The 25,203-nt window shown below is 67.6% G+C and carries 28 protein-coding genes and 1 pseudogene; 17 read left to right on the plus strand and 12 right to left on the minus strand.

Going from position 1 to position 25,203, the window contains the following annotated elements; all coding sequences use genetic code 11:
* Positions 1-112: pseudogene (locus HMPREF2924_RS36460) on the plus strand (transposase); the annotation flags it as partial.
* A 180-nt stretch (positions 113-292) separates the two neighbouring features.
* Positions 293-688: a hypothetical protein gene (locus HMPREF2924_RS15435; protein WP_003083536.1), complete on the plus strand. Its 396-nt coding sequence runs from the start codon at positions 293-295 to the stop codon at positions 686-688.
* Between the two features lie 264 nt (positions 689-952).
* Here HMPREF2924_RS15435 and HMPREF2924_RS15440 read toward each other — a convergent pair whose 3' ends face one another.
* A complete protein-coding gene (locus HMPREF2924_RS15440) occupies positions 953-2,335 on the minus strand; it encodes an MgtC/SapB family protein (protein ID WP_003128157.1) in 1,383 nt (460 codons plus the stop codon).
* Between the two features lie 191 nt (positions 2,336-2,526).
* Here HMPREF2924_RS15440 and exoT point away from each other — a divergent pair, with 191 nt between their 5' ends.
* The 4 genes from exoT (at position 2,527) to HMPREF2924_RS15460 (ending at position 6,128) form a co-directional block, all read left to right on the plus strand.
* Positions 2,527-3,900, plus strand: coding sequence for a T3SS effector bifunctional cytotoxin exoenzyme T (gene exoT / locus HMPREF2924_RS15445; RefSeq protein WP_003111705.1), 1,374 nt, complete (start codon positions 2,527-2,529; stop codon positions 3,898-3,900).
* Between the two features lie 495 nt (positions 3,901-4,395).
* The gene (locus HMPREF2924_RS15450; protein WP_003111706.1) at positions 4,396-5,082 is read left to right on the plus strand and encodes a CsgG/HfaB family protein; all 687 of its coding nucleotides are present in this window, start codon (positions 4,396-4,398) and stop codon (positions 5,080-5,082) included.
* A gap of 30 nt (positions 5,083-5,112) precedes the next feature.
* Positions 5,113-5,466 carry a DUF4810 domain-containing protein gene (locus HMPREF2924_RS15455; RefSeq protein WP_003083569.1) on the plus strand — a complete coding sequence of 118 codons (354 nt, stop codon included), beginning with the start codon at positions 5,113-5,115 and terminating at the stop codon, positions 5,464-5,466.
* Positions 5,463-6,128 carry a DUF799 domain-containing protein gene (locus tag HMPREF2924_RS15460; RefSeq protein WP_003083573.1) on the plus strand — a complete coding sequence of 222 codons (666 nt, stop codon included), beginning with the start codon at positions 5,463-5,465 and terminating at the stop codon, positions 6,126-6,128. The genes HMPREF2924_RS15455 and HMPREF2924_RS15460 overlap by 4 nt, the downstream gene beginning before the upstream one ends.
* 14 nt (positions 6,129-6,142) lie before the next feature.
* Here the strand turns inward: HMPREF2924_RS15460 and HMPREF2924_RS15465 are convergent, their stop codons facing one another.
* Together HMPREF2924_RS15465 and HMPREF2924_RS15470 are read right to left on the minus strand one after the other, a co-directional pair.
* Positions 6,143-6,526 carry a helix-turn-helix domain-containing protein gene (locus HMPREF2924_RS15465; protein WP_003128160.1) on the minus strand — a complete coding sequence of 128 codons (384 nt, stop codon included), beginning with the start codon at positions 6,524-6,526 and terminating at the stop codon, positions 6,143-6,145.
* 281 nt (positions 6,527-6,807) lie between these two features.
* Positions 6,808-8,469 (minus strand): hypothetical protein, encoded by a 1,662-nt coding sequence (locus HMPREF2924_RS15470; protein ID WP_003114581.1) that lies wholly within the window; start codon positions 8,467-8,469, stop codon positions 6,808-6,810.
* Between the two features lie 609 nt (positions 8,470-9,078).
* Between HMPREF2924_RS15470 and HMPREF2924_RS15475 the strand changes: the two genes are divergently transcribed.
* The 3 genes from HMPREF2924_RS15475 (at position 9,079) to asnB (ending at position 11,876) form a co-directional block, all read left to right on the plus strand.
* A complete protein-coding gene (locus tag HMPREF2924_RS15475) occupies positions 9,079-9,219 on the plus strand; it encodes a PA0050 family protein (protein WP_003083582.1) in 141 nt (46 codons plus the stop codon).
* 61 nt (positions 9,220-9,280) lie between these two features.
* On the plus strand, positions 9,281-9,418 hold the full coding sequence (locus HMPREF2924_RS35905; protein ID WP_003083584.1) for a PA0050 family protein: 138 nt from the start codon (positions 9,281-9,283) through the stop codon (positions 9,416-9,418).
* 625 nt (positions 9,419-10,043) lie between these two features.
* Positions 10,044-11,876, plus strand: coding sequence for an asparagine synthase (glutamine-hydrolyzing) (gene asnB / locus HMPREF2924_RS15485; RefSeq protein WP_003128169.1), 1,833 nt, complete (start codon positions 10,044-10,046; stop codon positions 11,874-11,876).
* 52 nt (positions 11,877-11,928) lie between these two features.
* Here asnB and HMPREF2924_RS15490 read toward each other — a convergent pair whose 3' ends face one another.
* From HMPREF2924_RS15490 to osaR, 4 genes are all read right to left on the minus strand, one after another.
* Positions 11,929-12,357, minus strand: coding sequence for a cupin domain-containing protein (locus HMPREF2924_RS15490; RefSeq protein WP_003083588.1), 429 nt, complete (start codon positions 12,355-12,357; stop codon positions 11,929-11,931).
* Positions 12,358-12,565: 208 nt separating this feature from the next.
* Positions 12,566-13,114, minus strand: a complete 549-nt coding sequence (locus tag HMPREF2924_RS15495) for an RNA 2'-phosphotransferase (RefSeq protein WP_003128172.1) — start codon at positions 13,112-13,114, stop codon at positions 12,566-12,568.
* Positions 13,115-13,152: 38 nt separating this feature from the next.
* Positions 13,153-13,659, minus strand: coding sequence for a DUF1993 domain-containing protein (locus HMPREF2924_RS15500; protein ID WP_003083593.1), 507 nt, complete (start codon positions 13,657-13,659; stop codon positions 13,153-13,155).
* A 65-nt stretch (positions 13,660-13,724) separates the two neighbouring features.
* Entirely contained in the window at positions 13,725-14,645 is a 921-nt protein-coding gene (osaR, locus tag HMPREF2924_RS15505; RefSeq protein WP_003128174.1) for an oxidative stress response transcriptional regulator OsaR, read from the minus strand.
* Between the two features lie 107 nt (positions 14,646-14,752).
* On the opposite strand from osaR, the gene HMPREF2924_RS15510 reads away from it, so the two are divergent.
* The 4 genes from HMPREF2924_RS15510 to HMPREF2924_RS15525 all read left to right on the plus strand — a co-directional run bounded on the left by HMPREF2924_RS15510 (position 14,753) and on the right by HMPREF2924_RS15525 (position 17,290).
* Entirely contained in the window at positions 14,753-15,640 is an 888-nt protein-coding gene (locus HMPREF2924_RS15510; protein ID WP_003083599.1) for an MBL fold metallo-hydrolase, read from the plus strand.
* Positions 15,641-15,702: 62 nt separating this feature from the next.
* Positions 15,703-16,407: a disulfide reductase DsbM gene (gene dsbM, locus HMPREF2924_RS15515; RefSeq protein WP_003128176.1), complete on the plus strand. Its 705-nt coding sequence runs from the start codon at positions 15,703-15,705 to the stop codon at positions 16,405-16,407.
* A gap of 83 nt (positions 16,408-16,490) precedes the next feature.
* The gene (locus HMPREF2924_RS15520; protein WP_003118563.1) at positions 16,491-16,946 is read left to right on the plus strand and encodes an OsmC family protein; all 456 of its coding nucleotides are present in this window, start codon (positions 16,491-16,493) and stop codon (positions 16,944-16,946) included.
* A 110-nt stretch (positions 16,947-17,056) separates the two neighbouring features.
* Entirely contained in the window at positions 17,057-17,290 is a 234-nt protein-coding gene (locus HMPREF2924_RS15525; protein ID WP_003122274.1) for a DUF1161 domain-containing protein, read from the plus strand.
* Between the two features lie 11 nt (positions 17,291-17,301).
* Here HMPREF2924_RS15525 and HMPREF2924_RS15530 read toward each other — a convergent pair whose 3' ends face one another.
* Both HMPREF2924_RS15530 and HMPREF2924_RS15535 read right to left on the minus strand, forming a co-directional pair.
* Positions 17,302-17,739 (minus strand): PA0061/PA0062 family lipoprotein, encoded by a 438-nt coding sequence (locus HMPREF2924_RS15530; RefSeq protein WP_003083612.1) that lies wholly within the window; start codon positions 17,737-17,739, stop codon positions 17,302-17,304.
* A gap of 56 nt (positions 17,740-17,795) precedes the next feature.
* Positions 17,796-18,212, minus strand: coding sequence for a PA0061/PA0062 family lipoprotein (locus tag HMPREF2924_RS15535; RefSeq protein WP_003083614.1), 417 nt, complete (start codon positions 18,210-18,212; stop codon positions 17,796-17,798).
* A gap of 91 nt (positions 18,213-18,303) precedes the next feature.
* Here HMPREF2924_RS15535 and HMPREF2924_RS15540 point away from each other — a divergent pair, with 91 nt between their 5' ends.
* Positions 18,304-19,431, plus strand: coding sequence for an aminopeptidase (locus HMPREF2924_RS15540; RefSeq protein WP_003118564.1), 1,128 nt, complete (start codon positions 18,304-18,306; stop codon positions 19,429-19,431).
* Between the two features lie 7 nt (positions 19,432-19,438).
* On the opposite strand, the gene HMPREF2924_RS15545 is transcribed toward HMPREF2924_RS15540, so the two are convergent.
* The 3 genes from HMPREF2924_RS15545 to HMPREF2924_RS15555 are packed head-to-tail and all read right to left on the minus strand — an operon-like array spanning position 19,439 to position 21,655.
* Positions 19,439-20,422 carry a hypothetical protein gene (locus tag HMPREF2924_RS15545; RefSeq protein WP_003114660.1) on the minus strand — a complete coding sequence of 328 codons (984 nt, stop codon included), beginning with the start codon at positions 20,420-20,422 and terminating at the stop codon, positions 19,439-19,441.
* 32 nt (positions 20,423-20,454) lie between these two features.
* Positions 20,455-21,120 (minus strand): HAD family hydrolase, encoded by a 666-nt coding sequence (locus HMPREF2924_RS15550; protein ID WP_015502122.1) that lies wholly within the window; start codon positions 21,118-21,120, stop codon positions 20,455-20,457.
* Positions 21,113-21,655 carry a gamma carbonic anhydrase family protein gene (locus HMPREF2924_RS15555; RefSeq protein WP_003128183.1) on the minus strand — a complete coding sequence of 181 codons (543 nt, stop codon included), beginning with the start codon at positions 21,653-21,655 and terminating at the stop codon, positions 21,113-21,115. The genes HMPREF2924_RS15550 and HMPREF2924_RS15555 overlap by 8 nt, the downstream gene beginning before the upstream one ends.
* A 77-nt stretch (positions 21,656-21,732) precedes the next feature.
* Between HMPREF2924_RS15555 and prlC the strand changes: the two genes are divergently transcribed.
* From prlC to HMPREF2924_RS15570, 3 genes are all read left to right on the plus strand, one after another.
* The gene (prlC, locus tag HMPREF2924_RS15560; RefSeq protein WP_003083621.1) at positions 21,733-23,778 is read left to right on the plus strand and encodes an oligopeptidase A; all 2,046 of its coding nucleotides are present in this window, start codon (positions 21,733-21,735) and stop codon (positions 23,776-23,778) included.
* A complete protein-coding gene (locus HMPREF2924_RS15565) occupies positions 23,775-24,050 on the plus strand; it encodes a YheV family putative zinc ribbon protein (protein ID WP_003083624.1) in 276 nt (91 codons plus the stop codon). The genes prlC and HMPREF2924_RS15565 overlap by 4 nt, the downstream gene beginning before the upstream one ends.
* 88 nt (positions 24,051-24,138) lie before the next feature.
* Positions 24,139-25,197, plus strand: coding sequence for a PA0069 family radical SAM protein (locus HMPREF2924_RS15570; protein WP_003083628.1), 1,059 nt, complete (start codon positions 24,139-24,141; stop codon positions 25,195-25,197).
* Positions 25,198-25,203 lie beyond the last annotated feature (6 nt).

A 25,203-nucleotide genomic window follows, 5' to 3' on the forward strand; every position in this document is an offset into this window, starting at 1 on the left:
GGACGAGGACTACCAGCGTTACCTCTCCGATCGACGGAACCTCGAGGATGCCTTTGATAACAAGCTCCATGCATTTTGCCGAATGACCACCCATATCCATCTGCTCCTGGCGGCTTGCCGGTCCTCCTTTCTACTGCTCCCGTCGCACAGCGCCCCAATGTACTAGTACACCGGAAACCGCCGTCTCCCGTTGAACGGGCGGGCCCCGGCCCCCTACCATTCGCAGCACACCGACCCGCACAAAGGGAGCGGGATGCCGCGTAGGCAGGCCGCCATGGAAGGAGAAGCACATATGCCGGTACTGGCTCTGAGACTCACCGCCCTGGCGGCCCTTGCGATCAGCGTGTCGGGGTGCGTCATGGAGGCCTATGGCAGTCGCGCGCGTAGCGATGCGCAGTCCTGGATCGGCTTGCCGATCCAGGACGTGATCAAGCGCTTCGGCGAGCCGGAACGTGTGACGGGGGATGCCGCCAGGCAGAAGTACGTGTGGAAGGAGTACGAGAACTATAGCCACGACTACGACTACACCTACTACGAGCAGGGCCATGGCAATACGCCCAACAGCTCGGTCCTGAACCAGAAGACCGGCACGGCCAACCAGAGCGGCTATTACACCTGCATCTACGAGTTCTTTGCCGACGCCTCGGGCAGGGTGGTCGATGCGACCGCGCGGGGCGAGTGCCGCTAGTTCCAGGCGCCCTTCACGCCGCAAAGGGCGATTGGCTCAGCCAGCCACCGCCTTGTCTCCGACGTCGCAGAGACGCCTGAGTCCAACGCGGAGGCGTCCCCTCCCCTCGCTCCGCCGTGATCGCCAGGCCGCCCTGCCTCACCCGGCTCCTGGTCCGGTCCTCGAAACCCGGCCGTTGCAGCCAGTAGCCGCGCAGGTTGATGCGGGGCGCCAGGCGGTTGTCGTCGCGTTCGCCCAGCGGCGCTCCGGAGTTTCCCCGGCGCCTCACAACAGGATCAGCAGCGCTCCTACCAGCAGCCCCGCCAGGCTGAAGGGCAGCGTTTGCAGGGCCAGCCGCTTGCCGCCCACCAGCACGACCAGGCCGGCCTTGACCAGGCTGTTGCTCAGGGCGGCAAGGGCGATGCCGCGGCTGGCCACGCCTGGATCGAGTTCGCCCTGCGCCGCGCGGGCCAGGGACAGGGTGATCGCGTCGACGTCGGCGAGGCCGGAGAGCAGCGCGACCGCGTAGATGCCGGCATCGCCGAACAGCCGCCGGCCGACCTCCACCAACAGCAGGATCGCGCTCAGCAGGGCGGCGAAGCGCAGGGCCGGGAGCAGTTCGAAGGGGTTGCGCAGGCCTGGCTCGTCGGGCGCCTCCTGGCTGGCGCGGCCGCCGCGCAGGGCGTGGAACAGCGTGCCGCCAAGGTAGACGAGGGTGGTGGCGGCGAATGGCAGGGCCAGTTCCTTCAGCAAGGCCGGGTGGATCGCGCCGATCTCGACGAGGATGCGCGGGAACATCAGCGCCGAGGTCGCCAGCAGGGCGCACGCCAACAGGGCGTCGGGCATGCGCTCGCGCAGGCGCGCCAGGGTCAGGGTCATCACCGTGGAGGACACCAGGCCGCCGAGCACCGCGGTCAGCAACAGGCCCTTGCGCGAGCCGATCAGGCGGATGGCCAGGTAGGCGGAGAAACCGAGGGCGGCGATCAGCACCACCATCCACCAGGTCAGGTAGGGATTGAAGAACGCCCAGGGACCATAGCCCTGGTTGGGCAGCACCGGCAGCAGGACCACGGAAATGAACAGCAGCTTGAGGGTGCCCGATAGCTCCTCGGCGGTCAGGCGCTTCAGCAGGGCGTGGAGCTTGTCCTTGAGGCTCAGCAGCAGGGTCAGCACGATGCCGCCGGCGGCAGCCAGCAGGCGCTGTTCGGTGAGGGCGAGGCTGCCGAGGAGGAAGGTCATCAGCAGGGCGATCTCGGTGGTCATGCCCTGGTCGCCGCCACGCCTGACATCGCTCACGTAGCCGGCCACGGCCAGCGCCGCGAGGGCCAGCAGCAAGGCTACCCAGACCGCGCTGCCCAGTTCGCCCGCCAGCAGGGTGGCGAAGCCGCCGAGCAGGCCGGCCAGGCTGAAGGTGCGGATTCCGGCGATCTGCCGCGCATCTTCGTGGTCGCGCTCCTGCCAGCCGCGCTCGGCGCCGATCAGGAGGCCGATGGCCAGGGCCGTGCACAGGCTCAACAACAGATCCAGGGAAAGCGTCATGCTCGATTCCATTCGCCGGGAGAGAGGATGGCGACGTGCCTGTGCGCACCATAGCAGCAGACGACCCCGAGGTGCCCGCACGGCGGTGCGCCGTCCACCAAGAGCCCGTCGCTGCCGCCAATATCCCATCGGGTTCTCCGCCCCGGTGTAGGCGCACGGGAGCTGGCGTAGGGAAAGTCCGCTGTTTTTCGGCCGCTGACGGTTCTCTTTCCGCGTGCTCCGACGGCCGCCAACAGTAAAAAAACCACGGCCAATCCTGATAGGCGGAGGGGCGCCTCGTTCCTAGACTGGCGGGGAAACATCAGGAGACGTCAATCATCATGCATATTCAATCATCTCAGCAGAACCCGTCTTTCGTGGCTGAGTTGAGCCAGGCCGTGGCCGGGCGCCTGGGACAGGTCGAGGCCCGCCAGGTGGCCACTCCCCGGGAGGCGCAACAACTGGCCCAGCGCCAGGAAGCACCGAAGGGCGAGGGCCTGCTCTCCCGCCTGGGGGCTGCCCTCGCGCGTCCCTTCGTGGCGATCATCGAGTGGCTGGGCAAACTGCTGGGGAGCCGTGCCCACGCCGCCACCCAGGCGCCGCTCTCCCGTCAGGACGCGCCGCCTGCCGCCAGTCTCTCTGCCGCCGAGATCAAGCAGATGATGCTGCAAAAGGCACTGCCCCTGACCTTGGGCGGACTTGGCAAGGCGAGCGAGCTGGCGACTTTGACAGCGGAGAGACTGGCGAAGGATCACACGCGCCTGGCCAGCGGCGACGGCGCTCTGCGCTCGCTGGCCACCGCCCTGGTCGGGATTCGCGATGGCAGCCTGATCGAAGCTTCCCGTACCCAGGCTGCCCGCCTGCTCGAACAGAGCGTTGGGGGGATCGCGCTGCAACAGTGGGGGACCGCGGGCGGTGCCGCCAGCCAGCATGTACTCAGCGCAAGCCCGGAGCAACTGCGCGAAATCGCCGTCCAACTGCATGCGGTAATGGACAAGGTCGCCCTGTTGCGCCACGCGGTAGAGAGCGAGGTAAAGGGCGAGCCTGTCGACAAGGCGCTGGCGGATGGCCTGGTGGAGCACTTCGGGCTGGAGGCGGAGCAGTACCTCGGCGAACACCCGGACGGGCCGTACAGCGATGCCGAGGTGATGGCGCTCGGTCTCTATACCAACGGCGAGTACCAGCACCTGAATCGGTCCCTGCGTCAGGGACGGGAGCTGGATGCGGGCCAGGCGTTGATCGACCGGGGCATGTCTGCCGCGTTCGAAAAGAGCGGACCGGCTGAACAGGTCGTGAAGACCTTCCGCGGCACCCAGGGCAGGGATGCCTTCGAGGCGGTGAAAGAGGGCCAGGTCGGCCACGACGCCGGCTATCTCTCCACCTCCCGGGACCCCGGCGTTGCCAGGAGCTTCGCGGGCCAGGGCACGATAACCACCCTGTTCGGCAGATCCGGGATCGATGTCAGCGAGATATCGATCGAGGGCGATGAGCAGGAGATCCTCTACGACAAGGGGACCGACATGCGCGTGCTTCTCAGCGCCAAGGATGGGCAGGGTGTGACCCGTCGGGTGCTCGAAGAGGCCACGCTGGGGGAACGGAGCGGCCACGGCGAGGGACTGCTCGATGCCCTGGACCTGGCAACCGGGACGGATCGTTCAGGCAAGCCCCAGGAACAGGACCTGCGCCTGAGAATGCGCGGCCTCGACCTGGCCTGACCGGTCGACGGCAGAGACGGACACTCCCAAGGGGTGTCCGTTTTCGTTTGCGCCGTACAGCGTCGGGCGCAATGGGCGGCAAGGAGGCCTGCCTGGCTGCCACCGGTTGGTGGCGGACGCCGGTGCCCGGCGTCCCACCTCGATCCTGCGAACGAGACGCAGTCAGAATTCTCCGAGTATGCTTCCTGCATAACGAAACGATCGGAATAACTGTGGTAACTTTGCCGCCCACCGAGATGGCCTATTGATGGCTCATACGGTTCGTGCATCGCTTCCCGCACGATTGTTTCGGATTTCCAAGGCCGGCCGGGAGCGCCGGTTGATCGACGCATTCGTATTTCAAGGAAAGAAATCGTGGCCACCCCATTTCGCCCCTCGCCTTGGCGCGCCGCCGTGCCGCCTGGCCTTCCTCGATTTTCACTACGCCCTCTTTTCCGCACACGGGGCGGCTAGAAGCCGCTCCGCGTCGATAGCGTTTTTTTCCAGGAGAACCCCATGAGTCACAGCGCCAAGAAAGCACTACTGCCGCTCCTCGCCGTCGCCACCCTGGCCGGCCTGGCGGGCTGCGCCACCGAGACCTCCACCGCGTTGCCGGTACAGCAGGTCGAGAGCGTCAACCGACCCTACAGCGGCGTGCGTTCGCCGATTGCGGTAGGCAAGTTCGACAACCGCTCCAGCTACATGCGCGGGATCTTTTCCGATGGCGTCGACCGCCTCGGCGGCCAGGCCAAGACCATTCTCATCACCCACCTGCAGCAGACCAATCGCTTCAACGTGCTGGACCGCGACAACATGAGCGAGATCCAGCAGGAAGCGGCGATCAAGGGCCAGGCCCAGCGCCTGAAGGGTGCCGACTACGTGGTGACCGGCGATGTCACCGAGTTCGGCCGCAAGGAAGTCGGCGACCGCCAGCTGTTCGGCATCCTTGGCCGCGGCAAGTCGCAGATCGCCTACGCCAAGGTGGCGCTGAACATCGTCAACATCTCTACCTCGGAGGTCGTCTATTCGACCCAGGGCGCTGGCGAGTACGCCCTGTCCAACCGCGAGGTGATCGGCTTCGGCGGCACCGCCAGCTACGACTCGACCCTCAACGGCAAGGTTCTCGACCTGGCCATGCGCGAGGCGGTGAACAAGTTGGTCAACGCGGTCGATAGCGGCGCCTGGAAGCCACAGAACCAATAATCCACCAGAAACCAGGGAATCACGGCACACATGAGCAAGACGATCACATGGACGGCGGCGCTGCTGGGGAGCATGGCGCTGGCCGGGTGCAGCGGACCGAAGACGCTGTACCAGTGGGAGGGCTACCAGGCCCAGGTCCACGAATACTTCAAGGGTGAATCCAAGGAGGCCCAGGCGCAGGCGCTGGAAGCCGACCTCGAGAAGATCCGGGCGAAGAATGGCGCGGTGCCGCCGGGCTACCATGCCCAGCTGGGGCTGCTCTATTCCAGCATCGGCAAGGACGACCAGATGGTCCGCGAGTTCGAGACCGAGAAGGCGCTGTTTCCCGAGTCGGCGACCTACATGGACTTCCTCCTGAACAACGCCCGTGGAGGTGCCCGTTGAAACTCGCCCGACTGTCCGGCCTGGTGGCCGGTTTCACCCTGCTGGCCCTGCTCGGCGGCTGCGCGCCGACCAAGAGCGTCGACTACTCGGCGTTCAAGCAGGCCAAGCCGCGCTCGATCCTGGTCCTGCCGCCGCTGAACGAGTCGCCCGACGTGAAGGCGACCTACAGCATGCTCTCGCAGGTCACCTTCCCGCTGGCCGAGGCCGGCTACTACGTGGTGCCGGTGGCGCTGGCCGACGAGACCTTCCGCCAGAACGGCCTGACCAGCGCCGGCGACGTGCACCAGGTGTCCCCGGCCAAGCTGCGCGAGATCTATGGCGCCGACGCGGCGCTGTACGTCACGGTGAGCGACTACGGCACGCGCTACATGGTGATCAGCAGCGCGACCATCGTCACCGCCAGCGCCAAGCTGGTCGACCTGCGATCCGGCACCACCCTGTGGACCGGCTCGGCGACCGCCTCCAGCGAGGAAGGCAACGGTGGCAACAACGGCGGCCTGGTGGGCATGCTGATCACCGCGGCGGTCAAGCAGATCATCAACAGTTCGGTGGAGGACGCCGGTTATCCGATCGCCGGGATGACCAGTGCGCGCTTGCTCTCGGCCGGCCAGCCGGGCGGACTGTTGTACGGCCCGCGCTCGCCGAGGTACGGCAGCGACTGAGCCGTGCGCCGGGGCTACGGGGACGTCTCCGTGGCCTCGGCGCAAGCCGCCGGGAGGGGCTTGGCCGCCGCGTTGCGCTTGGCCATGTACTGGCGGATCAGGTCGTCGAGCAACGCCCGGATGGCGCGCCGCTCGTCCAGCCGCAGGCGGCCGATGGCCTCGAACTGCAGGCGCAGGTCTTCCGGTAGCGCCTGCCGCTCGCTGCGCTCGCAGACCAGCCAGTCGAGGGGCACCGCGAAACGTCCGGCGATGGTTTGCAGCACCGCCAGCGACGGCTGCCCGCCCTTGGCTTCGAAGTGCCGCAACTGGCTCACGGTGACGCCCAGTCGCTCGGCCATCTGCCGTTGGGTCAGGGCGTTCTGCTGGCGTAGGCGTAGGAGATTCTGCGCGAAGCTCATGGAAAACTCTCCAAGTCAGGGGAAATCCTTGCCACCGCCCCGGTGATGCGGGCGATGGCGGTTGTCTCCATCATCGGCGTTCGCACTCTTCGACTCTGCCCTACCGTTCCGGCGCGGGCCTGGGAAAGCTCCGGGTGGTGAGTCCGAGGTTTCCCCGCGTGCCGCCTTTTTCGATTCAGTAGAGGCTGAAGCGACGGGCTACGGTCCCGTTGGCCTGCGTCGGCGGCAGTTCGGCTTCGCGGCGAAGCGATAGGACGCGAGGGCCTTGCGCCTGGCGAGGACTAGTCCGCTTGCGCCCCCTGCGCCAGGGCGTTGCCGACGCCCACCAGCAGCGCCCGGGTCTGCGCCACGATGGCGCTGCGGTAGGCCTCGTAGCGGGCGTCGCTGATGGCGTTGTCGTTGCGCGCGCCGCCGCCGCTCGCCGGTACGCCGGTGTAGTAGTTGTTCATCACCGGGACATGGATGTGCCCGGCGGGAATCTCCAGGCGGAACGCGTCGCGCAGCACCGTGTTGCGGTAGGCGCTCTCGTTGGACAGGTAGTCGCCGCCACCGCCGTTGCGCGCGCAGATCCGTCGGTTCGGCGGGAGCACCAGGGAGGGATCGGGCATGGCGTTCATCACCCCGTTGGTCGGCACGTTTTCGGTGCGCGGGTTGGCGCAATCGGGGAAGAAGTCGTAGTTGGTGTGCCAGGTGACGTCGAAGCCTTCCGCGGCCTGGCTGGTAGCGCCCGGCGGCCGCTCGATGCCGCGCCAGGTATCGGCGGCGAGCAACTGGCGGACCGGCAGCGAGGCCTTGGAGAACTGTGCCGGCAGGTTCTGCCGCCAGCGGCTGGCGCTGTCGTAGCCGAGCCAGCGGCGCGGCGGGTTGATATTGCAGCCGGAGCCCCGCAGGGAAATCGGCGCGGTGCCGGGATTGGTCACGCTGCCCAGGGGAAGCACGTAGTTGGGCAAAGCGCTGTCGGCGGGGCAGTAGACGATGCCGTCGTTGCCGGCGGAGGAGCCGTGGAAGCGGCCGTTCCAGGCCTCCAGCCAGAACTGGTTGGCGCCGCCCTGGCTGATGGTGATGGAGGCGTCGACCCGGCGCGGGCCGGGGCGGAACCAGGGGCCCAGGGTGTCTTCCTGCATGCCGCGGTTGAACGGGTCGTAGCTGACCGGCAACAGGTAGGCCTCGATACGCAGCAGGCTGCCGTCGGCCAGCCTGAACTCGCGGCCGTCCAGCGCAAGGGCGGTGGCGCCCGAGGGGTTGCCGTTGCGCAGGCCGGTGTTCGCCGTCCCGGGAGTGCCCAGGGTGAAGACGTCGAAGCCGCTGATGATCATCCGCCGGTAGCGCGAGCCGTCGGCGGCGTAGCGGCGCGGCAGGTCGATGTCCAGCTGTCCGCGCGAGGCGCGTTCGAAGCGCCATTGCAGCGCCTGGGCCTGGGCCTTGCCGAGGTGGAAGGATGGCGCCCACTGGCGCAGGGTGCGGGTCATGTAGAGGCGCGTCCAGTAGAGCATGCGGTCATCGCTGGCCGGCAGCGCGCCGGCGGGAATGGCGCGGCGACCCTGGGCCCGGTCGACGGCGGCGCGCCACAGCGCGCGGCCCTCTTCGGTGACCAGCTTCAGTGCCTTGGCGTAGCTGGTGACCGGGGTGCGGCCGTCGGCGGCGCACAGGCGCTTGGCGAAGGCCGGTTCGAAGCCGTCGAAGCCGGCGCCCTTGACGATGCGCTCGGCCAGCGGCGTCTGGTCATGGGTGACGACGTTGGCGCCGCTGAACGGCAGCGGCGTGTCGAGCCGGCGCTCCTCGTAGGACAACGCTGCCTCGCGGTTCCAGGAGCAGGCGACGCTGGGCGGCTTGCGGGCGCCGGCGAGGTCGCCGTTGGCGGCCCAGCCGGCGCCGGGCAGCAGGGCTGCCGAGACGGCCAGGGTGAAGAGGGAGTATCGGCTTGCGTGACGGGCGTAGCGCATCGGGTGGACTCCTGTTCTTGTTCGGTTCATGGGTCGATCGGTGCGGCGGGCGGAGCGCGGGCGAGCGGCGCCCGCCGGCGGCGGGGCCCGGGACCGACGCAAGGTGCGTCGCGGGTTGCTGCGGTGGCGGACGCGAGGGCGGTGCTAGGGGGCGCGTGTCGCCGGTAGACGGAGGCGCGCGGAGGGAGGGTTGCGGGACGACGCGGAGGCGTCTGGGAAAGTCAGGTCCTTTGCCATGGATGCACCGATCGTTGTTCTTGCTGTTGTGGGGCGTCGGTGGGTGCACGGCCGGACTTCGCACCCGTGCGGCATTCTTGGAGGCGCCGGCGCGGTGCGTCCAACGAATTTATGTGGCCGCTGGGGATAGGAAAAGTTGATGGCGAACCGGTGCCGAAGCCCCCTGCCCCGGTACTTTCGCTGGCGCTGCGGCAATCCACCGCACTGGCGCGTTCGCTCGGGCTGGTCTTTGCTCTCCGGGGTCCGGCGGCTCGCCGGCGAGTCTTGCGGTGCGCCGCGAGCGGACGGGCGTTCGGTCCTTCTGCAGGCAAATGCCCTTGTTTTCGGAGAAGGACACGGATCGTTGATCGCTGTTTCGACCAAGGAGGTCAGATGAAAAGGAAGATGCTGGCGGCTTCGCTGCTGCTGTGGATGTTCTCGCTGACGGCGCAGGCGGACTGCGCGGTGCTCGGGCCGGGGGAAGATCCCTGCGCGGGCCCGGTGCTGGGACCGACCGTCTGCGAGTGCCCGTGATGACCGACTGTACCCTCGACCAGGGACAGGGAGCGTTCGATTACCAACCAGGAGGTTGCAAATGAAGAAAGTACTGTTGGCTGTGTTCCTGCTCTGTGGCTTCTCTCTTACCGCCCAGGCCGCGTGCCCGGTTTTCGGCCCGTCCGAGGACCCGTGCAGCGGGCCGGTGTTCGGTCCGTCGACCTGCGAATGCCCTTGAGGTAGGTCGTCTGGCGGGCCCGGTGCAGCGGGCCCGCTTCCGGATGTATCGCTCGCTCGAAGTTGCCTTCTTTAATTCTCCATTCCCCGCGCCGCCCTACTTTTCCCGCTCGTCCATCGTCGCGTCGAACGTTGCCACGAAATCAGCGTCGATGGACAACTCTTATATTCAATAGTTGTACGATCTGAGTTTGTTGTAGTCATTTGCTTAGTTGGCTATTCATATGATTGCCGTAAAGCAATTATAAGTTTAATTGGATTAGCCTTCTAAGTCTTTGGAAAGAGCCGTGAACGACCCTGTAATATCTGGTTGTAGAGCCGCGTAATGATGTTTCAGGATATTTCATTAATTTTGTAGATTATTGTTTTTCCTTTGTTTTTTTAAAAACAGCTACCAGATTTAGATAGATATTAATTAACTCGGCCACGTTTTTTCCTGTTCTATCATTGGCCTTCCTTGGGCGCAGGCCTGCCGAAACTGTTCATCTTCAGGTCCTCGAAAAGTTCATACATCGACCGCCTTGGGCGAAGCATTCGTACGCCGGAAATCTGTCCGGCCGCACGGATGTTTTCAGCATGTTCTCTGGATGAGTTTCCCGATAAACATCAATTAGAGGAGTTTCCCTATGTGCGGTCTCGCGGGTTGGGTGGATTACACGCGCAAGCTCGACGACGAATTTCCGGCGATCTTCGCCATGACCGATACGCTCGCCTTGCGCGGGCCGGATGCCGAGGGCATCTGGAAGCACCGCAACGCCCTGCTGGGTCACCGGCGGCTGGCGGTCATCGACCTCAGCGGCGGCGTGCAGCCGATGTCCTATCGCTTTCCCACCGGCCAGGAGGTCACCCTCGTCTACACCGGCGAGATGTACAACCACGATGCCCTGCGCGAGCGGTTGCGCCGGGCCGGACATGAGTTCCGCACCCGCAGCGATACCGAGGTGGTCCTGCACGCCTATCTGCAATGGGGCGAGCGTTGTTGCGAGTACCTGACCGGGATGTTCGCCTTCGCCGTCTTCGATGGCCGCGACGGCCACCTGCTGCTGGTGCGCGACCGCCTGGGCATCAAGCCGCTGTATTACGCGCGGCACCGCGAGGGACTGCTGTTCGGCTCGGAGATCAAGTCCATCCTGGCGCATCCGGAATTCGCCGCCAGGCTCGACGCGGTCGGCCTGGTCGACCTCCTGACGCTGTCCCGGGGCACTTCGCAGACGCCGTTCCGCGAGGTCCAGGAACTGCTGCCCGGCCACCTGCTGTCCTGGCGTCCCAATTCCCAGGCGAAGTTACGCCGCTACTGGGAGGTGCGCCGCCAGGAGCATGCCGACGACCTGCAGAGCACCGTGCAGCGCACCCGCGAACTGGTCACCCGCGCCCTGGGGTCGCAATTGCACGCCGACGTTCCGGTGTGTTCGCTGCTATCGGGTGGGCTCGATTCGACCGCCCTGACCGGCATCGCCCAGCGCATCGCGAAGGCGGAGCACGGCGGCGACATCAATTCGTTCTCGGTGGACTTCGTCGGCCAGGCCGAGCAGTTCCGCAGCGACGACCTGCGTCCCGACCAGGACCAGCCGTTCGCTCTGCTGGCCGCGCAGTACATCGGCAGCCGTCACCGCACCGTGCTCATCGACAATGCCGAACTGGTCTGCGAGCGAGCGCGCGAAGAGGTATTCCGGGCCAAGGACGTACCTTTCACCTTCGGCGACATGGATACCTCGCTGCACCTGATGTTCGGCGAGATCCGCCGGCATTCCACGGTGGCCATCTCCGGCGAAGGCGCCGACGAGCTGTTCGGTGGCTACGGCTGGTTCCGCGATCCGCAGGCGGTGGCTGCGGCGCGCTTCCCCTGGGCCTCCAGGGTGCGCTTGCCGGCCGGCTTCATCGACGCCGGTTTCAACCGCCGCTGCGATCTCCTCCAGTACCAGCAGGCCAGCTACGACGAAGGGCTGCGCCAGGTCGAACACCTGGCCGGCGACAGCCCGGAGGAGCGGCGGATGCGCGAGTTCAGCCACCTGCACCTGAAGCGCTGGATGGTGCTGCTGCTCGAACGCAAGGATCGCCTGAGCATGTGCAACGGCCTGGAGGTGCGGGTGCCCTACACCGACCATGAGCTGGTGGAGTACGTCTACAACGTGCCCTGGTCGATCAAGAGCCGGGACGGCGAGGAGAAGTGGCTGCTCAAGCGGGCCTGCGCCGACTATGTCCCGGAAGCCGTGCTCAAGCGCCGCAAGAGCCCTTATCCGACTTCTGCCAACCTCGGCTACGAGCGTTTCCTGCGCGGGAGCGTGCGGCGCTTGCTGGAGGACGCGGCGAACCCGGTGTTCGGCATCGTTTCGCGAGAGTTCCTGGCCGCCGAACTGGAGCATCCGGAGGGGTACTTCAACACCCAGGTGAGCCGCCACAACCTGGAGACCGCACTGGCGCTGGAAGGCTGGCTCAGGTTGTACGGGCTCTCCGCCTGAGCGTGACGCGGGGCGTGGCGGGTTCGGGCTGCTGTCCGGCCCGCCGGCGTCTTCAGGCGTCGGGCATTTCGCCGCGTTCGCCGAGCCCCACCGGCATGCCTTCCACGCCGGCATGGAACAGCAGGGCTTCCACCGGTTCGGCCCCGGCTATCAGGCGATGGATGATGTTCATCAGGCAACCCGCCGCCTCGCCTTCCAGCACCCGCGTGCTCTGGGCTCCGTCGCGGGTCTCCAGGCGCAGTTCGCCCTTGAGCACGTAAAGCGCGCTGGGCATCGGATGGACCTGCCAGTCCAGGCGTTCGTGGGCGGCCAGGCTCAGGCGCTGCACGGTGAGCTGCGGCTGGCCAAGGGGATAGCCGAGGTAGAGCGAGCCGTTCCAGGCGCAGCCGCTGCGCAGCAGGGTTTCGCGGTGCGGACTGGTTGCGGCCGGGAGGTCGCGGCTGGGTGGGAACACATGCACGTGGCTGGGGCGAAGGTCCATCGGGCGTCCTGCGCTTGTCGGTGTTTTTCCTCAGTCAAGCCGGCTTTCACCGCCTGCTCCACTGCCGCTTCTGCTAGGCGGCAGCGGGCCATCAAGGAGGCGGTTGGTTCATCGCAGGCGGCGGCTTTCTCCTTTTAGCCTCGGCGCATCGGCGGATAACGCTGCGCGTTATGCGCCCTACGACTTCCCGATGAGAGGCGATGCCTTCTCAAGCCTCGCGGATGAACCGCACGGGTACCCGCTCGGTCAGCCAGACGCCGTTCTCCGCCTGGTGGAATAGGTGCCCGGCCAGATGCATGTCGCGCGCGTCGATTTCCAGCAGAACCGGGCTGCCGTAGCGGCGGCCGACTTCCAGGGCGGTGGCGCGGCGGGCGGAGAGATGGACGTGGTGGCGGCTGCCGGGAACCAGGCCGCGCTCGCGGATGGAGTCGAGGAAGCGGCTGGCGGTGCCGTGGTAGAGCACTGCGGGCGGGACCGCGGGGGCGTAGGCGATGGCCACCGCGGCATGCGAGTGGCCTTGCACGGCGCGGATGCGCTGGCCATCGGCGGAGAGGGCGAAGCGCTTCTTGTCGTTGTTCTCGACCACCGCGCCGAGCAGCATGCGGTCGAGGGCGCGGCCGTCCCGCGCCGCGCCGGCGATCAGGGCGTCGATGTCGGCCCAGCCTTCGCCGCCCAGCGTCAGGCCGATGGCCTCGGGCTGGTGGCGAAGGACATAGCTGAGGAACTTGCTGGTGTCGTCGAGGGTTTTCCGATCCATTCCATGGTCCTTGTGCGTGCCATCCCGGCGCGGGAACCTCAGGCGCCGCCGAGGAAGTCCATCTTGCCCAGTTCGACGCCGTTGTGGCGGAGGATGGCGTAGGCGGTGGTGACGTGGAAGAAGAAGTTGGGCAGGGCGAAGCCGAAGAGGAAGTCGCGGCCGTTGAAGCTGATCTCCTGGCCGCGCACCTTGAGGGTCACGTTGCGCTCTTCGGCGCCGTCCAGTTGTTCCTCGCGGATGCCCTCGAGGAACTCGACGGTGCGGGCGATGCGTGCCTGGAGTTCGTCGAAGGTGGTTTCCGTATCCGCGTAGCTCGGCACTTCCAGCCCGGCCAGCCGCGCGCCGGCGCCCTTGGCGGCGTCGCTGGCGATCTGCACCTGGCGCGCCAGGGGGAACATGTCCGGCGCCAGCCGGGCGTCGATGAAGATGCGCGGATCGATGTTCTTCGCTTCGGCGTGGGCGGCGGCTTTCTTCAGGATCGCCGAGAGGTTGCCGAGGGTGCGCAGGAAGGTCGGGATCGAAGCCTGGTAGATCGACAGGGACATGGACGTGCTCCAGACAGGGGATAAAGGTGCGTCGAAGGCGGCGTGTCCAGCAGTCTACCCGGCTTTCACGCCAGCGCCAGGGGGCCCGCCTCGTCCCAGTGCGGATCGGCCGCCATCCGTTCGACCAGGAAGTCCAGCAGCGCCCGCAGCGCCGGCGGCATCTGCCGGCGCGAGGCGTACACCGCGTGGATGCCGAGCACCTGCGGCGACCACTCCGGCAGCAGCGCCACCAGGCGTCCGCTACGGATCAGCGGGGCTGCCGAGTACAGCGGCTGCTGGCTGATCCCGGCACCGGCGGCGGCGGCCTCCAGCAGCACGGTGGATTCGTTGGCGCTGAGACTGCCACCCACCGGCACGCTGGTCGGCTCGCCGTCGCGCTCGAACTGCCAGAGACTGCGGCCGAAGTAGGAGTAGGTCAGGCAGTTGTGCAGCGCCAGGTCCTCCGGGCGCCGCGGGGTGCCGTGGCCGCGCAGGTAGTCCGGCGCGGCGCAGATCACCGAGCGGCATTCGCCGAGGCGGCGGGCGATCAGGTTGGGGTCGAGCTGGTTGGCGATGCGCAGGGCCAGGTCGATGCGCTCCTCCACCAGGTTGACCACCTGGCTGTTGACCTGCAGGTCGATGGCGGTGCCCGGGTAGCGCTCGACGAAGGCGGCGGCGGCACGGGTCAGCCAGGCCTGGGCGAAGGACAGGCTGCTGGTGATGCGCAGAGTGCCGCGCGGGCTGTCGCGGCGGGTCTGGCCGGTGGCCTGCATGGCGTCGGCCACGGCGAGCATCTCGCGGCACTGTGGCAACAGCTCCGCGCCGGCGTCGGTCAGGCTCAGGCGGCGGGTGCTGCGGTGCAGCAGGCGTGCGCCGACCCACTCCTCCAACTCGGCGAGGTAGCGCGAGACCATCGCCCGGGACATGTCCAGACGCTCGGCGGCGGCGGTCTGGCTGCCGCTGTCGATGACTTCGACGAAGACGCGGGTGGCGGTCAGGCGGTCCATGATTCGCTCGATCCATGCAACAAAGCTGTGATTATTGCGGGGCTTTTTGCGCGCTTTCAAGCAACTAACATGGCAAGCCTCTGATCCCACTGCCTGGAGAACCGCTCATGTCGCGCCATGGATTGCTTCGTTCCCTGTTTGCCGCCGCCGCCCTGCTGGGTGCCGCCGGCGTCTTCGCCGCCAGCGCCGAACCGCTGCGGCTGGAGGTCTACAACCCCGGCGAGAAGGCGATCTTCGCCGTGTCCTCGGAACTGCTGGTGGGCCAGCGCGAGGCGATGCTGATCGACGCGCAGTTCTCCCGCGCCGACGCCGAGCAACTGGTCAAGCGTATCCAGGCCAGCGGCAAGACCCTCAGCACTATCTACATCAGCCACGGCGACCCGGACTTCTACTTCGGCCTCGACGTGCTGAAGGCCGCCTTCCCCGAGGCGAAGATCCTCGCGACGGCGCAGACCGTCGCACACATCCAGGCGACCAAGGACGCCAAGCTGGCCTACTGGGGGCCGATCCTCAAGGACAACGCGCCGACGTCGCTGGTGGTGCCGGAGCCGCTGAAGGGCGACCAGTTGAAGCTGGAAGGCCATGCCCTGAAGGTGGTCGACCTGAAGGGGCCGAGCCCGGACCGCACGGTGCTGTGGATTCCGTCGCTGAAGACGGTGGTTGGTGGCGTGCTGGTGGAATCCGGTTCGCACGTCTGGACCGCCGATACCCAGACCCAGGCCTCGCGCCAGGCCTGGGTGGCGATGCTCGACCGGATCGAGGCGCTGCAACCGCGGCGCGTGGTGCCCGGCCATTTCACCGGCGAGGAGCCGAAGGGCCTGGACGGCGTGCGCTTCACCCGTGACTACCTGAAGGCCCTGGAAGCCGAACTGCCCAAGGCCAGGGATTCCGCCGCGCTGGTCGAGGCGATGAAGCGCCGCTACCCGAACCTGCCGGGCGAGGAAGGCCTGGAGCTGAGCGCCAAGGTGCTCAAGGGCGAGATGCAGTGGCCCTGAGCCGCGCCCGCCGATAGCCGCTGATCGAGGCGTCCCCTGCGGGGCGTCTCGTGGAGACCGAGATGAACGACCTCACCCTGCATTACCTCTACGATCCGCTCTGCGGCTGGTGCTACGGCGCCTCGCCGCTGCTCGCCGCCGCCCGCGAGGTGACGGGTCTGGACGTACGCCTGCATGGCGGCGGCATGATGACCGATGCCAACCGCCAGCCGGTCGGCGCCGGTCTGCGCCACTACGTGATGCCCCATGACCTGCGGATCGCCCAACTGACCGGCCAGCCGTTCGGCAAGGACTACTTCGACGGCCTGCTGCGCGACACCAGCGCGGTATTCGACTCGGCCCCGCCGACCGCCGCCGTGCTTGCCGCCGAAGCGCTCGACGGCCTCGGCGCGGCGATGCTGGCGCGGATCCAGCGTGCCCACTACGTCGAGGGCCGGCGTATCGCCGAGCGTCCGGTGCTGCTCGAGCTGGGTGCCGAACTGGGGCTTGGCGAGGGCTTCGCCGAGGCGTTCGACGCCTGCTCCGGCGAGCCGCTGCGCGCGCACTTCGCCGACAGTCGGCGGCTGATGAACCGTCTCGGCGCCGCTGGCTTCCCGACCTTCGCCCTGGAGCGCGACGGCCGCCTGCAGGTGCTCGACACCGGGCGCTACCTCGGCCAGCCGGACGACTGGCGGGCTCTCCTCGAAACGCAGCTGCGCCTTGCCGGCGGCAGCGATGCCGTGGGCGGGGCCGCGGCGCCGCTCTGCCGCATCGACGGTTGCGCCTGAATCCCGCCGCCGCGCAGGCGGACTGAACTTGTCCGGCTGCGTCGTCCTCCCATGTAGACATGCCCGCTCGCCGACGCGAGCGGATGTCCATCCACAGCTCCGGAGGAGTCGACATGAAGAAGACGGCATCGGCGGTCTGGCAAGGCGGCCTGAAAGACGGCAAGGGCACCCTTTCCACCGAAAGCGGCGCGCTCAAGGACAACCCCTATGGCTTCAATACCCGCTTCGAGGGCGCACCGGGAACCAACCCGGAAGAGCTGATTGGCGCGGCCCACGCCGGCTGCTTCAGCATGGCCCTGTCGATGATGCTCGGTGAGGCCGGCCTGACCGCCGAACGTATCGAGACCCGCGCCGAGGTCACCCTCGACAAGCAGTCCGACGGTTTCGCCATCACTGCCGTGCACCTGGTGCTCAGGGCGCGCGTGCCGGGGGCGGACGCGCAGACCTTCGAGCAGATCGCCAACAAGGCCAAGGCCGGTTGCCCGGTATCCAAGGTGCTCAACGCGAAGATCAGCCTGGACGCCAGCCTCGACGGCTGAGCGGAACGCTTCCCCAGCCCGGCGAACTGGCCCTGGCCTGCCGCAGTCGAATGCGGCAGGATGCGCTGCGCAGCACTCGGCTGCCAGGCATCGACGAGGAGTGACGGGTCATGAAAACCATCGGGCTGGGGATTGCCGCCTTGCTGTTCAGCGCCACGGCGCTGGCCGCGCCGAAGCCGTGCGAGGAACTCAAGGCGGAGATCGAGACCAAGATCCAGTCGGCCGGGGTGACCTCCTACACCCTGGAGATCGTGCGCAACGACGAAGTCAGCGACCCGAACATGGTGGTCGGCAGTTGCGAGAACGGCACCAAGAAGATCATCTACCAGAAGAACGACGGCTGAGCCGCTGCGTTTCAGTACGGCGGGCAGCGGCTGGTCTGGAAGTTCGAACGGGCGACCACCTCGCCACGCTCGTCGCTCAGTAGCGCCAGCGCCCTGCGCAATTGCGGGCGCACCTCCAGGCGATAGCGCCGGCCCGCCTCGAAGCCGTCATAGACCACCTGCTGGTAGCAGTTGATCTGCACCGGCTCGCCGAAGCCGCCGCCCCCGCCGCCGGAACCGCCATAGAGTTCGTACTGGAAGCGCACCTCCAGCACATGGCGTCCCGGAGTGACCTGGAAGTAGCGCCCGTCGCTCAACCGCTCGCCGTCCAGGCGCTCGGCCAGCAGGGTGTTGGCCGGCGCGCTGCGCAGCTCGACCCAGGCCATCTGCGGGTCCGGCTGCGGCAGCGGTCCGGCGCAGCCGGCGAGGAGCAGCAGTGCGAGCGGGACGAGACGGGTGAGTGGACGCATGGGGCGGGCTCCGGAGGGCGTTCAGCTCCTAGCATAGCGCCCTCGCCTTGCGCCGTTCAGACCTTCGCGCAGCGTCCCTCGCGGCCGCGCGCCAGTTCCCTGTTGTCCTGGTCGTAGAGCTTCGCCCAGGGACGGAAGCCGATGTGCCCGGCCTCCAGGCGGTAGCGCTGGCCGGCGCTGAAGTCCTTGAACTTGAGGTTGAGCTGGCAATCGCGCCAGAGCGGGCTGTCCACGGGGCCGATGTTGGTCGGGTCGACGGTGAACTGGTAGCGCACCGTGAGTTCGCGGGTGCCGGGATCGACCTCGAAGTAGCGCGTGCGGTCCCAGCTCTTGTCGTCGACTTCCACGGCGGCGAGATCGGCGTCGGGCTGGGTATCGAGGTCGACCCAGGCGCGGTTCGGGTCGGGGGTGGGCATCAGCAGTGAGCAGCCGCTCAGGACGAGCAGGCCACCGGCAAGCAGCAGCGTACGCATAGAAGACTCCGAAGCTCCTTTAACCCGGCCGCCATCCGTCGCGCCTTGGAAAAACGCCTTGCGTTCCTCCGCCTCGCCGGATCGCGGACCGGTGCTGGTAGGGCGGCGGGCGGTCCGCGTGCTGTGCTATGTTCCGCCCATGCCACGCCGCCTTCGCCATCCGCTTGCTGACCTTCGACTGCCCCGTTGGGTTCCCTGCCTGGCGCTGTTGGCGCTGAGCGGTTGCTCGACCGTCTCCTACTACGGGCAACTGGCCAGCGGCCAGTTCGCCCTGCTGCGCGCCCGCGAGCCGGCCGCCGCGGTGATCGCCGACCCGCAGCGCGACGCGCGCTTGCGCGAACGCCTGGCGAAGGCGGAAAAGGCCCGGCAATTCGCCAGCGAACGCCTCGGCCTGCCGGACAACCGCAGCTATCGCCTGTACGCCGATATCGGCCGGCCCTACGTGGTATGGAACGTGTTCGCCACCCCGGAGCTGTCGCTGCAGCCGGTCACCCATTGCTTCCCCATCGCCGGCTGCGTGGCCTACCGCGGCTACTACAGCGAGGCCGCCGCGCGCGCCGAGGCGGCGCGCCAGCGGGCGCTCGGCGACGACGTCTACGTCGGCGGGGTGCAGGCCTACTCGACCCTCGGCTGGTTCGACGATCCGATCCTCAGCAGCATGCTGCGCTGGGACGACGAACGGCTGGCGACCTTGATCTTCCACGAACTGGCGCACCAGAAGTTCTACCTGCGCGACGACACCGCCTTCAACGAATCCTTCGCCACCTTCGTCGAACAGGAAGGTACCCGCCAGTGGCGCGAGTATCGTGGACTGCCGCCGGCGGACGGCCGCGAGGAGAAGCGCCGCGAGCAGTTCACCGCGCTGGTCCTGGCCAGTCGTGCGCGCCTCGAAGCACTTTATGCCGGGCCGTTGGACGATGCCGCCAAGCGTGCCGGCAAGGCTGCCGAATTCCAGCGCCTGCGCCGCGAGTACGCGGCGCTGAGCCAGCGCGAATGGGGTGGCGAGTCGCCGTTCAAGGCCTGGATCGACGCGCCGTTCAACAATGCCAAGCTGCTTCCCTTCGGCCTCTACGACCAATGGGTGGCGGCGTTCGCCGTGCTGTTCCGCCAGGTCGGCGGCAACTGGCCGGCGTTCTATGCGCGGGTCCGTGCCCTTGGCCAGCTCCCCCTGGCGGAGCGCCAGGCGGCGTTGCAGCGGCTGGCCGCCGCAGCGCCCTGACGCCTGCTCAGGCGGCGAGCTGGTCGGCGTAGCACCAGCGCGTGGCCAGCCGGCCGATCGGCCAGAGCAGCGCCAACAGGCCGACGCCGAGCAGCGCCACCAGCAGCGTATAGCCGATGCCAGCGGGCGCCAGGCCGAGGATCATCAGCAGCGCCAGCCCCCCGCCGACCGCCAGCAGCGCGACGCTCCAGAGCAGCATGGCGACCACCGCGAGCAGCAGCGCGCGGCCGGCGGCGAAGCGTTGCAGGCGCGCCGGCAGGCGCGTGCAGACGGCGCCGAAGAGCAGCGCCGCGGGCAGCGCCACGCCGCTCAGGTACAGGCCGTATAGCCAAGGCTCGTCGTAGCGCAGCAGGGCGTAGGGAAGGAACTGCATCAGCTTGAAACACAGCGTGGCGAAACACAGCGCGGCGCCCAGGGCGACCTGCCAGGCAGCGACGCGGGCTTCTTCCCCTTCGGCCAGGCGCGGCGAGTTCACCCGGCTGCCGAGCAGCACCAGCCCCAACGGCAGCAGGCTGCCCAGGAGCAGGTAGACCCAGCTCATCGCTTCGTTGAACGCCATCAGCCAGACGCCGTAGCTGGATTGCGCCGTCACCCACTGGTAGAACGGCAGCGTCAGCGGTGCCAGGCCGATCCCGGCGAGCATGCCGCAGACCAGGTTGAGCAGACCGTAGCCGATCAGCAGCAGCGCCAGCGGGCGGAACTCGACGAGCTGCCGCTTCTCGCGGTAGGCATGCAGCACCAGCAGGTTGGCCGCCGCGTAGAACACCAGGCCGGTGAACCAGTGCGGCGCCATCAGTTGCAGGTGCTCGGAGAAACGCTGGCGGATCTCGCCGATGTCGTTGTACCACTGGATGCCCAGGCTCACGGCGAAGGACAGGCAGGTGACCAGCGCCAGCACCGCGATGAACGCATAGGGCTGGGTGGTGGCGGGCACCTCTCTGGCCGGCGGCTGCACCGGGGCGGTGGGGGTGGCGAAGGGATTGTCGGTCATGTCAGGCGTCCTTGTCTGAAACGGAGCATGGGTCAGTGGGATTCCAACACCTGCCGCAGGGCGGCGAGGTCGGCGCAGTAATGGGTCGGCTGGTGCGCGCGCAGTTCGTCTTCGCTGCCGAAGCCGTAGCCGACGCCGATGCAGGCGACACCGTTGCGGCTGGCGCCGAGCAGGTCGTGCATGCGGTCGCCGATCATCAGGCAATGCTCCGCTGCCAGGCCTTCGCTGTCGAGCAGATGGCGGATCAGTTCGTCCTTGTGCGTGCGGGTGCCGTCCAGCTCACTGCCGTAGATCGCCTTGAAGTGACGGTCGAAGGCGAAGTGGCGGGCGATCTCGCGGGCGAACTCGCCGGGCTTGCTGGTCGCGACGTAGAGCGTGTGGCCGCGTCCGACCAGGGCTTCGAGCAGCTCGGGAATGCCGTCGAACACGCGGTTCTCGTAGAGACCGGTGACCCTGAAGCGCTCGCGGTAGTGGTTCACCGCCTCCCAGGCGCGCGCTTCGTCGAAGCCGTAGGTCTGCATGAAGCACTGCAACAGCGGGGGGCCGATGAAGTGCTCCAGGCGCGCCAGGTCCGGCTCGTCGATGCCCAGGCGGGCGAGGGCGAACTGCACCGAGCGGGTGATGCCCTCGCGCGGGTCGGTGAGGGTGCCGTCGAGATCGAAGAGGATGTTCGGGTAGCGCAGCGCGGCGTCACGCATGGTAGTCCTCGGCGATGTGCAGGTCCTTGAGCTTCACGTAGTTGCCGGCGGTGTAGGCGAAGAAGCCGCGCTCCTTGTCGCTCAGCGGACGGGCCTTCTTCGCCGGGCTGCCGACGTAGAGGAAGCCGCTCTCCAGCACCTTGCCCGGCGGCACCAGGCTGCCGGCGCCGAGGATCACTTGGTCCTCGATCACCGCGCCGTCCATGACGATCGAGCCCATCCCCACCAGCACCCGGTTGCCGATGCTGCAACCGTGCAGCAGGACCTTGTGCCCGACGGTCACTTCGTCGCCGATGCTCAGCGGAAAACCGTCCGGGTTGAAGGGGCCGGCGTGGGTGATGTGCAGCACGCTGCCGTCCTGGATGCTGCTGCGCTGGCCGATGCGGATGCGGTGCATGTCGCCGCGGATCACCACCAGCGGCCAGACCGAGCTGTCGGCGCCGATCTCGATGTCGCCGACGAGCACGGCCGAGGGATCGACGAAGACCCGCTCGCCGAGCAGTGGCGTTTTGCCCTGGTAGGAACGAATGGTCACGATAGTTTTCCTCAGGCTGCGGATGCCGCCGATTGTATTTAAGATGGTCGGGTATTTCCTTAGCCAAGGTTGCCAACGTGAGCGCGAATCCCCTTCTGCAGGCCTACGACCTGCCGCCTTTCTCCTCCATTCGCCCGGAACACGTGAAGCCGGCCATCGAGCGGATCCTCGCCGATAACCGCGCCGCCATCGCCCGCCTGCTGGAAACCCAGCGCGAGCAGCCGACCTGGAAGGGCCTGGTGCTGGCGATGGACGAACTCAACGACCGTCTGGGCGCCGCCTGGAGTCCGGTCAGCCACCTCAACGCGGTGTGCAACAGCGCCGAGCTGCGCGAGGCCTATGAGGCCTGTCTGCCGGAGCTGTCGGCCTACTCCACCGAGCTGGGGCAGAACCGCGCCCTGTTCGAGGCCTACGAGGCGCTGGCGAAGAGCCCCGAGGCGGCCGGCTTCGACGTGGCCCAGAAAACCATCCTCGAACACGCCCTGCGCGACTTCCGCCTGTCCGGCATCGACTTGCCGGCGGACAAGCAGAAGCGCTATGCCGAGGTGCAGTCGCGCCTGTCCGAGCTGGGTAGCCGTTTCTCCAACCAGCTGCTCGACGCCACCCAGGCCTGGACCAAGCATGTCACCGACGAAGCCGCGCTGGCCGGCCTGACCGATTCGGCCAAGGCCCAGATGAAGCAGGCCGCCGAGGCCAAGGGCCTGGACGGCTGGCTGATCAGCCTGGAGTTCCCCAGCTACTACGCGGTGATGACCTATGCCGATGACCGCGCCCTGCGCGAAGAGGTATACGCCGCCTACTGCACCCGCGCCTCCGACCAGGGCCCTAACGCTGGGCAGAACGACAACGGTCCGGTGATGGAAGAGATCCTCGACCTGCGCCAGGAGCTGGCCGGCCTGCTCGGCTTCGCCAACTACGCCGAGCTGTCGCTGGCGACCAAGATGGCCGAGTCCAGCGACCAGGTGCTCAGCTTCCTCCGCGACCTGGCGGTGCGCAGCAAGCCGTTCGCCGCCCGCGACCTGGAGCAGCTGCGCGCCTACGCCGCCGAGCAGGGCTGCACCGAATTGCAGAGCTGGGACGCCGGCTACTACGCCGAGAAACTCCGCGAGGCGCGCTACAGCGTGTCCCAGGAGGCGCTGCGTGCCTACTTCCCGGTGGACAAGGTGCTTTCCGGCCTGTTCGCCATCGTCGAGCGCCTCTACGGCATCCAGATCCGCGAACTGCACGATTTCGAACGCTGGCACGCCGACGTACGCCTGTTCGAGATCCTCGAGAACGGCGAGCACGTCGGCCGCTTCTACTTCGACCTCTATGCCCGCGCCAACAAGCGCGGCGGTGCCTGGATGGACGGCGCCCGCGACCGCCGGCGTGACGCCCAGGGCCGGCTGATCGACCCGGTGGCCTACCTGGTGTGCAACTTCACCCCGGCGGTGAACGGCAAGCCGGCGCTGCTGACCCACGACGAGGTCACTACCCTGTTCCACGAGTTCGGCCATGGCCTGCACCACCTGCTGACCCGCGTCGAGCATGCCGCCGCCTCCGGGATCAACGGGGTGGCCTGGGACGCCGTCGAGCTGCCCAGCCAGTTCATGGAGAACTGGTGCTGGGAGCCGGAAGGCCTGGCGCTGATCTCCGCCCACTACGAGACCGGCGAGGCGCTGCCGCAGGACCTGCTGGAAAAGATGCTGGCGGCGAAGAACTTCCAGTCCGGGATGATGATGGTCCGCCAGCTGGAGTTCTCCCTCTTCGACTTCGAGCTGCACGCCACCCACGGCGACGGCCGTAGCGTGCTGCAGGTGCTCGAGGGCATCCGCGACGAAGTGGCGGTGATGCGTCCGCCGGCGTACAACCGCTTCGCCAACAGCTTCGCGCACATCTTCGCCGGCGGCTACGCGGCCGGTTACTACAGCTACAAGTGGGCCGAGGTGCTGTCCGCCGATGCCTTCTCGCGTTTCGAGGAAGAAGGCGTGTTCAACCCCGATACCGGGCGCGCCTTCCGCGAGGCGATCCTGGCCCGCGGCGGCTCCCGCGAGCCGATGCTGTTGTTCGTCGATTTCCGCGGTCGCGAGCCGTCCATCGACGCCCTGCTGCGTCACTCCGGGCTGGTCGGGGAGGCCGCATGAGCCCGGCGATCACCAGGAAGCGCTTCATCGCCGGGGCGGTCTGCCCGGCGTGCAGCGAACAGGACAAGATCCAGATGTGGGAAGAGGACGGCGTGCCGCACCGCGAATGCGTGGCCTGCGGCTACGCCGACACGCTCAACGCCCAGGGCCAGTCGATCCCGAAGGAGCTGGGTACGCGGGTCAACCAGAACGCGCCGAAGCCGGCCAACCCGAAGGTGCAGTCGGTGCAGTTCTTCCCCAATCCCAAGCTGAAGAAGAAGCCCGACGCCTGACCGCTCGCCGCCGACCGGCGGCGATGGCTGTGGGCCGGGGCCCGGTGCGATACTGTATTTATATACAGTATTTCGCCGGGTTCCCCTCATGAGCGCTCCCCTGCCCCCGCGCGGTCGCGGTACCGCCAGCAACCCCCTCAACCGCTTCGCCCCGACCCACAGCGAGGCCTTCGACGATGGCTGGGAGCAGGACGTGCCGCCGATCCAGCTCACCGAGGTGCGCGAGGAGATCGCCCGCACGGTGATCTCCCGCAACCAGTCGCCGGACCTCCCTTTCGATCGTTCGATCAATCCCTACCGTGGTTGCGAGCATGGCTGCATCTACTGCTATGCGCGGCCCAGCCATGCCTATTGGGACCTCTCGCCGGGGATCGATTTCGAGACCCGGCTGATCGCCAAGAGCAACGTCGCCAGCGCGCTGGAGCAGGAACTGAGCAAGCCCGGCTATCGCTGCGCGCCGATCAACCTGGGCGCCAATACCGACCCCTACCAGCCGCTGGAGCGCGAACGCCGCCTGACCCGCCAGGTGCTGGAGGTGCTGCTGCGCTTCCGTCACCCGCTGACCATCGTCACCAAGGGCTCGCTGATCCTTCGCGACCTCGACCTGCTGCGCGAACTGGCGGAGCAGAACCTGGTGGCGGTGATGATCAGCCTGACCACCCTCGACGACGAGCTGAAGCGCATTCTCGAACCGCGCGCGGCGGCGCCCTCGGCGCGACTGCGGGCGATCCGCACGCTCAGCGGCAACGGCATCCCGGTGGGCGTGCTCTGCTCGCCGATGATCCCGATGGTCAACGACATGGAGCTGGAGCGCCTGCTCCAGGCGGCGCGGGACGCCGGCGCGCGCAGCGCCGCGTACATGCTCCTGCGCCTGCCGCGCGAAGTCGGCCCGCTGTTCGAGGAATGGCTGGCGGCGCACTACCCGCAACGCGCCGAGCATGTGATGAGCCTGGTCCGCCAATGCCGTGGCGGCGAGGTCTACGACAGCCGCTTCGGCCACCGCTTTCGTGGCCAGGGACCGTTCGCCGACCTGCTGGCGCAGCGTTTCGCGGTGGCGATGAAGCGCCTCGGGCTGGACCGCCGCGAGGGCTTCGGGCTGGATTGCAGCCGGTTCGCCGTGCCGGGGGCGCAGATGGCGTTGTTCTAGCGTTTT

Origin of the sequence: Pseudomonas sp. HMSC063H08 (assembly GCF_001813645.1) — a bacterium.
GTDB classification, from domain to species: domain Bacteria; phylum Pseudomonadota; class Gammaproteobacteria; order Pseudomonadales; family Pseudomonadaceae; genus Pseudomonas; species Pseudomonas aeruginosa.

Excerpts from the sequence above, each read along its gene's own strand:
- HMPREF2924_RS15435 (WP_003083536.1), top strand. The coding sequence starts at position 293 with ATGCCGGTACTGGCTCTGAGACTCACCGCCCTGGCGGCCCTTGCGATC.
- HMPREF2924_RS15440 (WP_003128157.1), bottom strand. The coding sequence starts at position 2,335 with ATGGGATATTGGCGGCAGCGACGGGCTCTTGGTGGACGGCGCACCGCC.
- exoT (WP_003111705.1), top strand. The coding sequence starts at position 2,527 with ATGCATATTCAATCATCTCAGCAGAACCCGTCTTTCGTGGCTGAGTTG.
- HMPREF2924_RS15450 (WP_003111706.1), top strand. The coding sequence starts at position 4,396 with ATGAGTCACAGCGCCAAGAAAGCACTACTGCCGCTCCTCGCCGTCGCC.
- HMPREF2924_RS15455 (WP_003083569.1), top strand. The coding sequence starts at position 5,113 with ATGAGCAAGACGATCACATGGACGGCGGCGCTGCTGGGGAGCATGGCG.
- HMPREF2924_RS15465 (WP_003128160.1), bottom strand. The coding sequence starts at position 6,526 with ATGAGCTTCGCGCAGAATCTCCTACGCCTACGCCAGCAGAACGCCCTG.
- HMPREF2924_RS15470 (WP_003114581.1), bottom strand. The coding sequence starts at position 8,469 with ATGCGCTACGCCCGTCACGCAAGCCGATACTCCCTCTTCACCCTGGCC.
- HMPREF2924_RS15475 (WP_003083582.1), top strand. The coding sequence starts at position 9,079 with ATGAAAAGGAAGATGCTGGCGGCTTCGCTGCTGCTGTGGATGTTCTCG.
- HMPREF2924_RS35905 (WP_003083584.1), top strand. The coding sequence starts at position 9,281 with ATGAAGAAAGTACTGTTGGCTGTGTTCCTGCTCTGTGGCTTCTCTCTT.
- asnB (WP_003128169.1), top strand. The coding sequence starts at position 10,044 with ATGTGCGGTCTCGCGGGTTGGGTGGATTACACGCGCAAGCTCGACGAC.
- HMPREF2924_RS15490 (WP_003083588.1), bottom strand. The coding sequence starts at position 12,357 with ATGGACCTTCGCCCCAGCCACGTGCATGTGTTCCCACCCAGCCGCGAC.
- HMPREF2924_RS15495 (WP_003128172.1), bottom strand. The coding sequence starts at position 13,114 with ATGGATCGGAAAACCCTCGACGACACCAGCAAGTTCCTCAGCTATGTC.
- HMPREF2924_RS15500 (WP_003083593.1), bottom strand. The coding sequence starts at position 13,659 with ATGTCCCTGTCGATCTACCAGGCTTCGATCCCGACCTTCCTGCGCACC.
- osaR (WP_003128174.1), bottom strand. The coding sequence starts at position 14,645 with ATGGACCGCCTGACCGCCACCCGCGTCTTCGTCGAAGTCATCGACAGC.
- HMPREF2924_RS15510 (WP_003083599.1), top strand. The coding sequence starts at position 14,753 with ATGTCGCGCCATGGATTGCTTCGTTCCCTGTTTGCCGCCGCCGCCCTG.
- dsbM (WP_003128176.1), top strand. The coding sequence starts at position 15,703 with ATGAACGACCTCACCCTGCATTACCTCTACGATCCGCTCTGCGGCTGG.
- HMPREF2924_RS15520 (WP_003118563.1), top strand. The coding sequence starts at position 16,491 with ATGTCCATCCACAGCTCCGGAGGAGTCGACATGAAGAAGACGGCATCG.
- HMPREF2924_RS15525 (WP_003122274.1), top strand. The coding sequence starts at position 17,057 with ATGAAAACCATCGGGCTGGGGATTGCCGCCTTGCTGTTCAGCGCCACG.
- HMPREF2924_RS15530 (WP_003083612.1), bottom strand. The coding sequence starts at position 17,739 with ATGCGTCCACTCACCCGTCTCGTCCCGCTCGCACTGCTGCTCCTCGCC.
- HMPREF2924_RS15535 (WP_003083614.1), bottom strand. The coding sequence starts at position 18,212 with ATGCGTACGCTGCTGCTTGCCGGTGGCCTGCTCGTCCTGAGCGGCTGC.
- HMPREF2924_RS15545 (WP_003114660.1), bottom strand. The coding sequence starts at position 20,422 with ATGACCGACAATCCCTTCGCCACCCCCACCGCCCCGGTGCAGCCGCCG.
- HMPREF2924_RS15550 (WP_015502122.1), bottom strand. The coding sequence starts at position 21,120 with ATGCGTGACGCCGCGCTGCGCTACCCGAACATCCTCTTCGATCTCGAC.
- HMPREF2924_RS15565 (WP_003083624.1), top strand. The coding sequence starts at position 23,775 with ATGAGCCCGGCGATCACCAGGAAGCGCTTCATCGCCGGGGCGGTCTGC.
- HMPREF2924_RS15570 (WP_003083628.1), top strand. The coding sequence starts at position 24,139 with ATGAGCGCTCCCCTGCCCCCGCGCGGTCGCGGTACCGCCAGCAACCCC.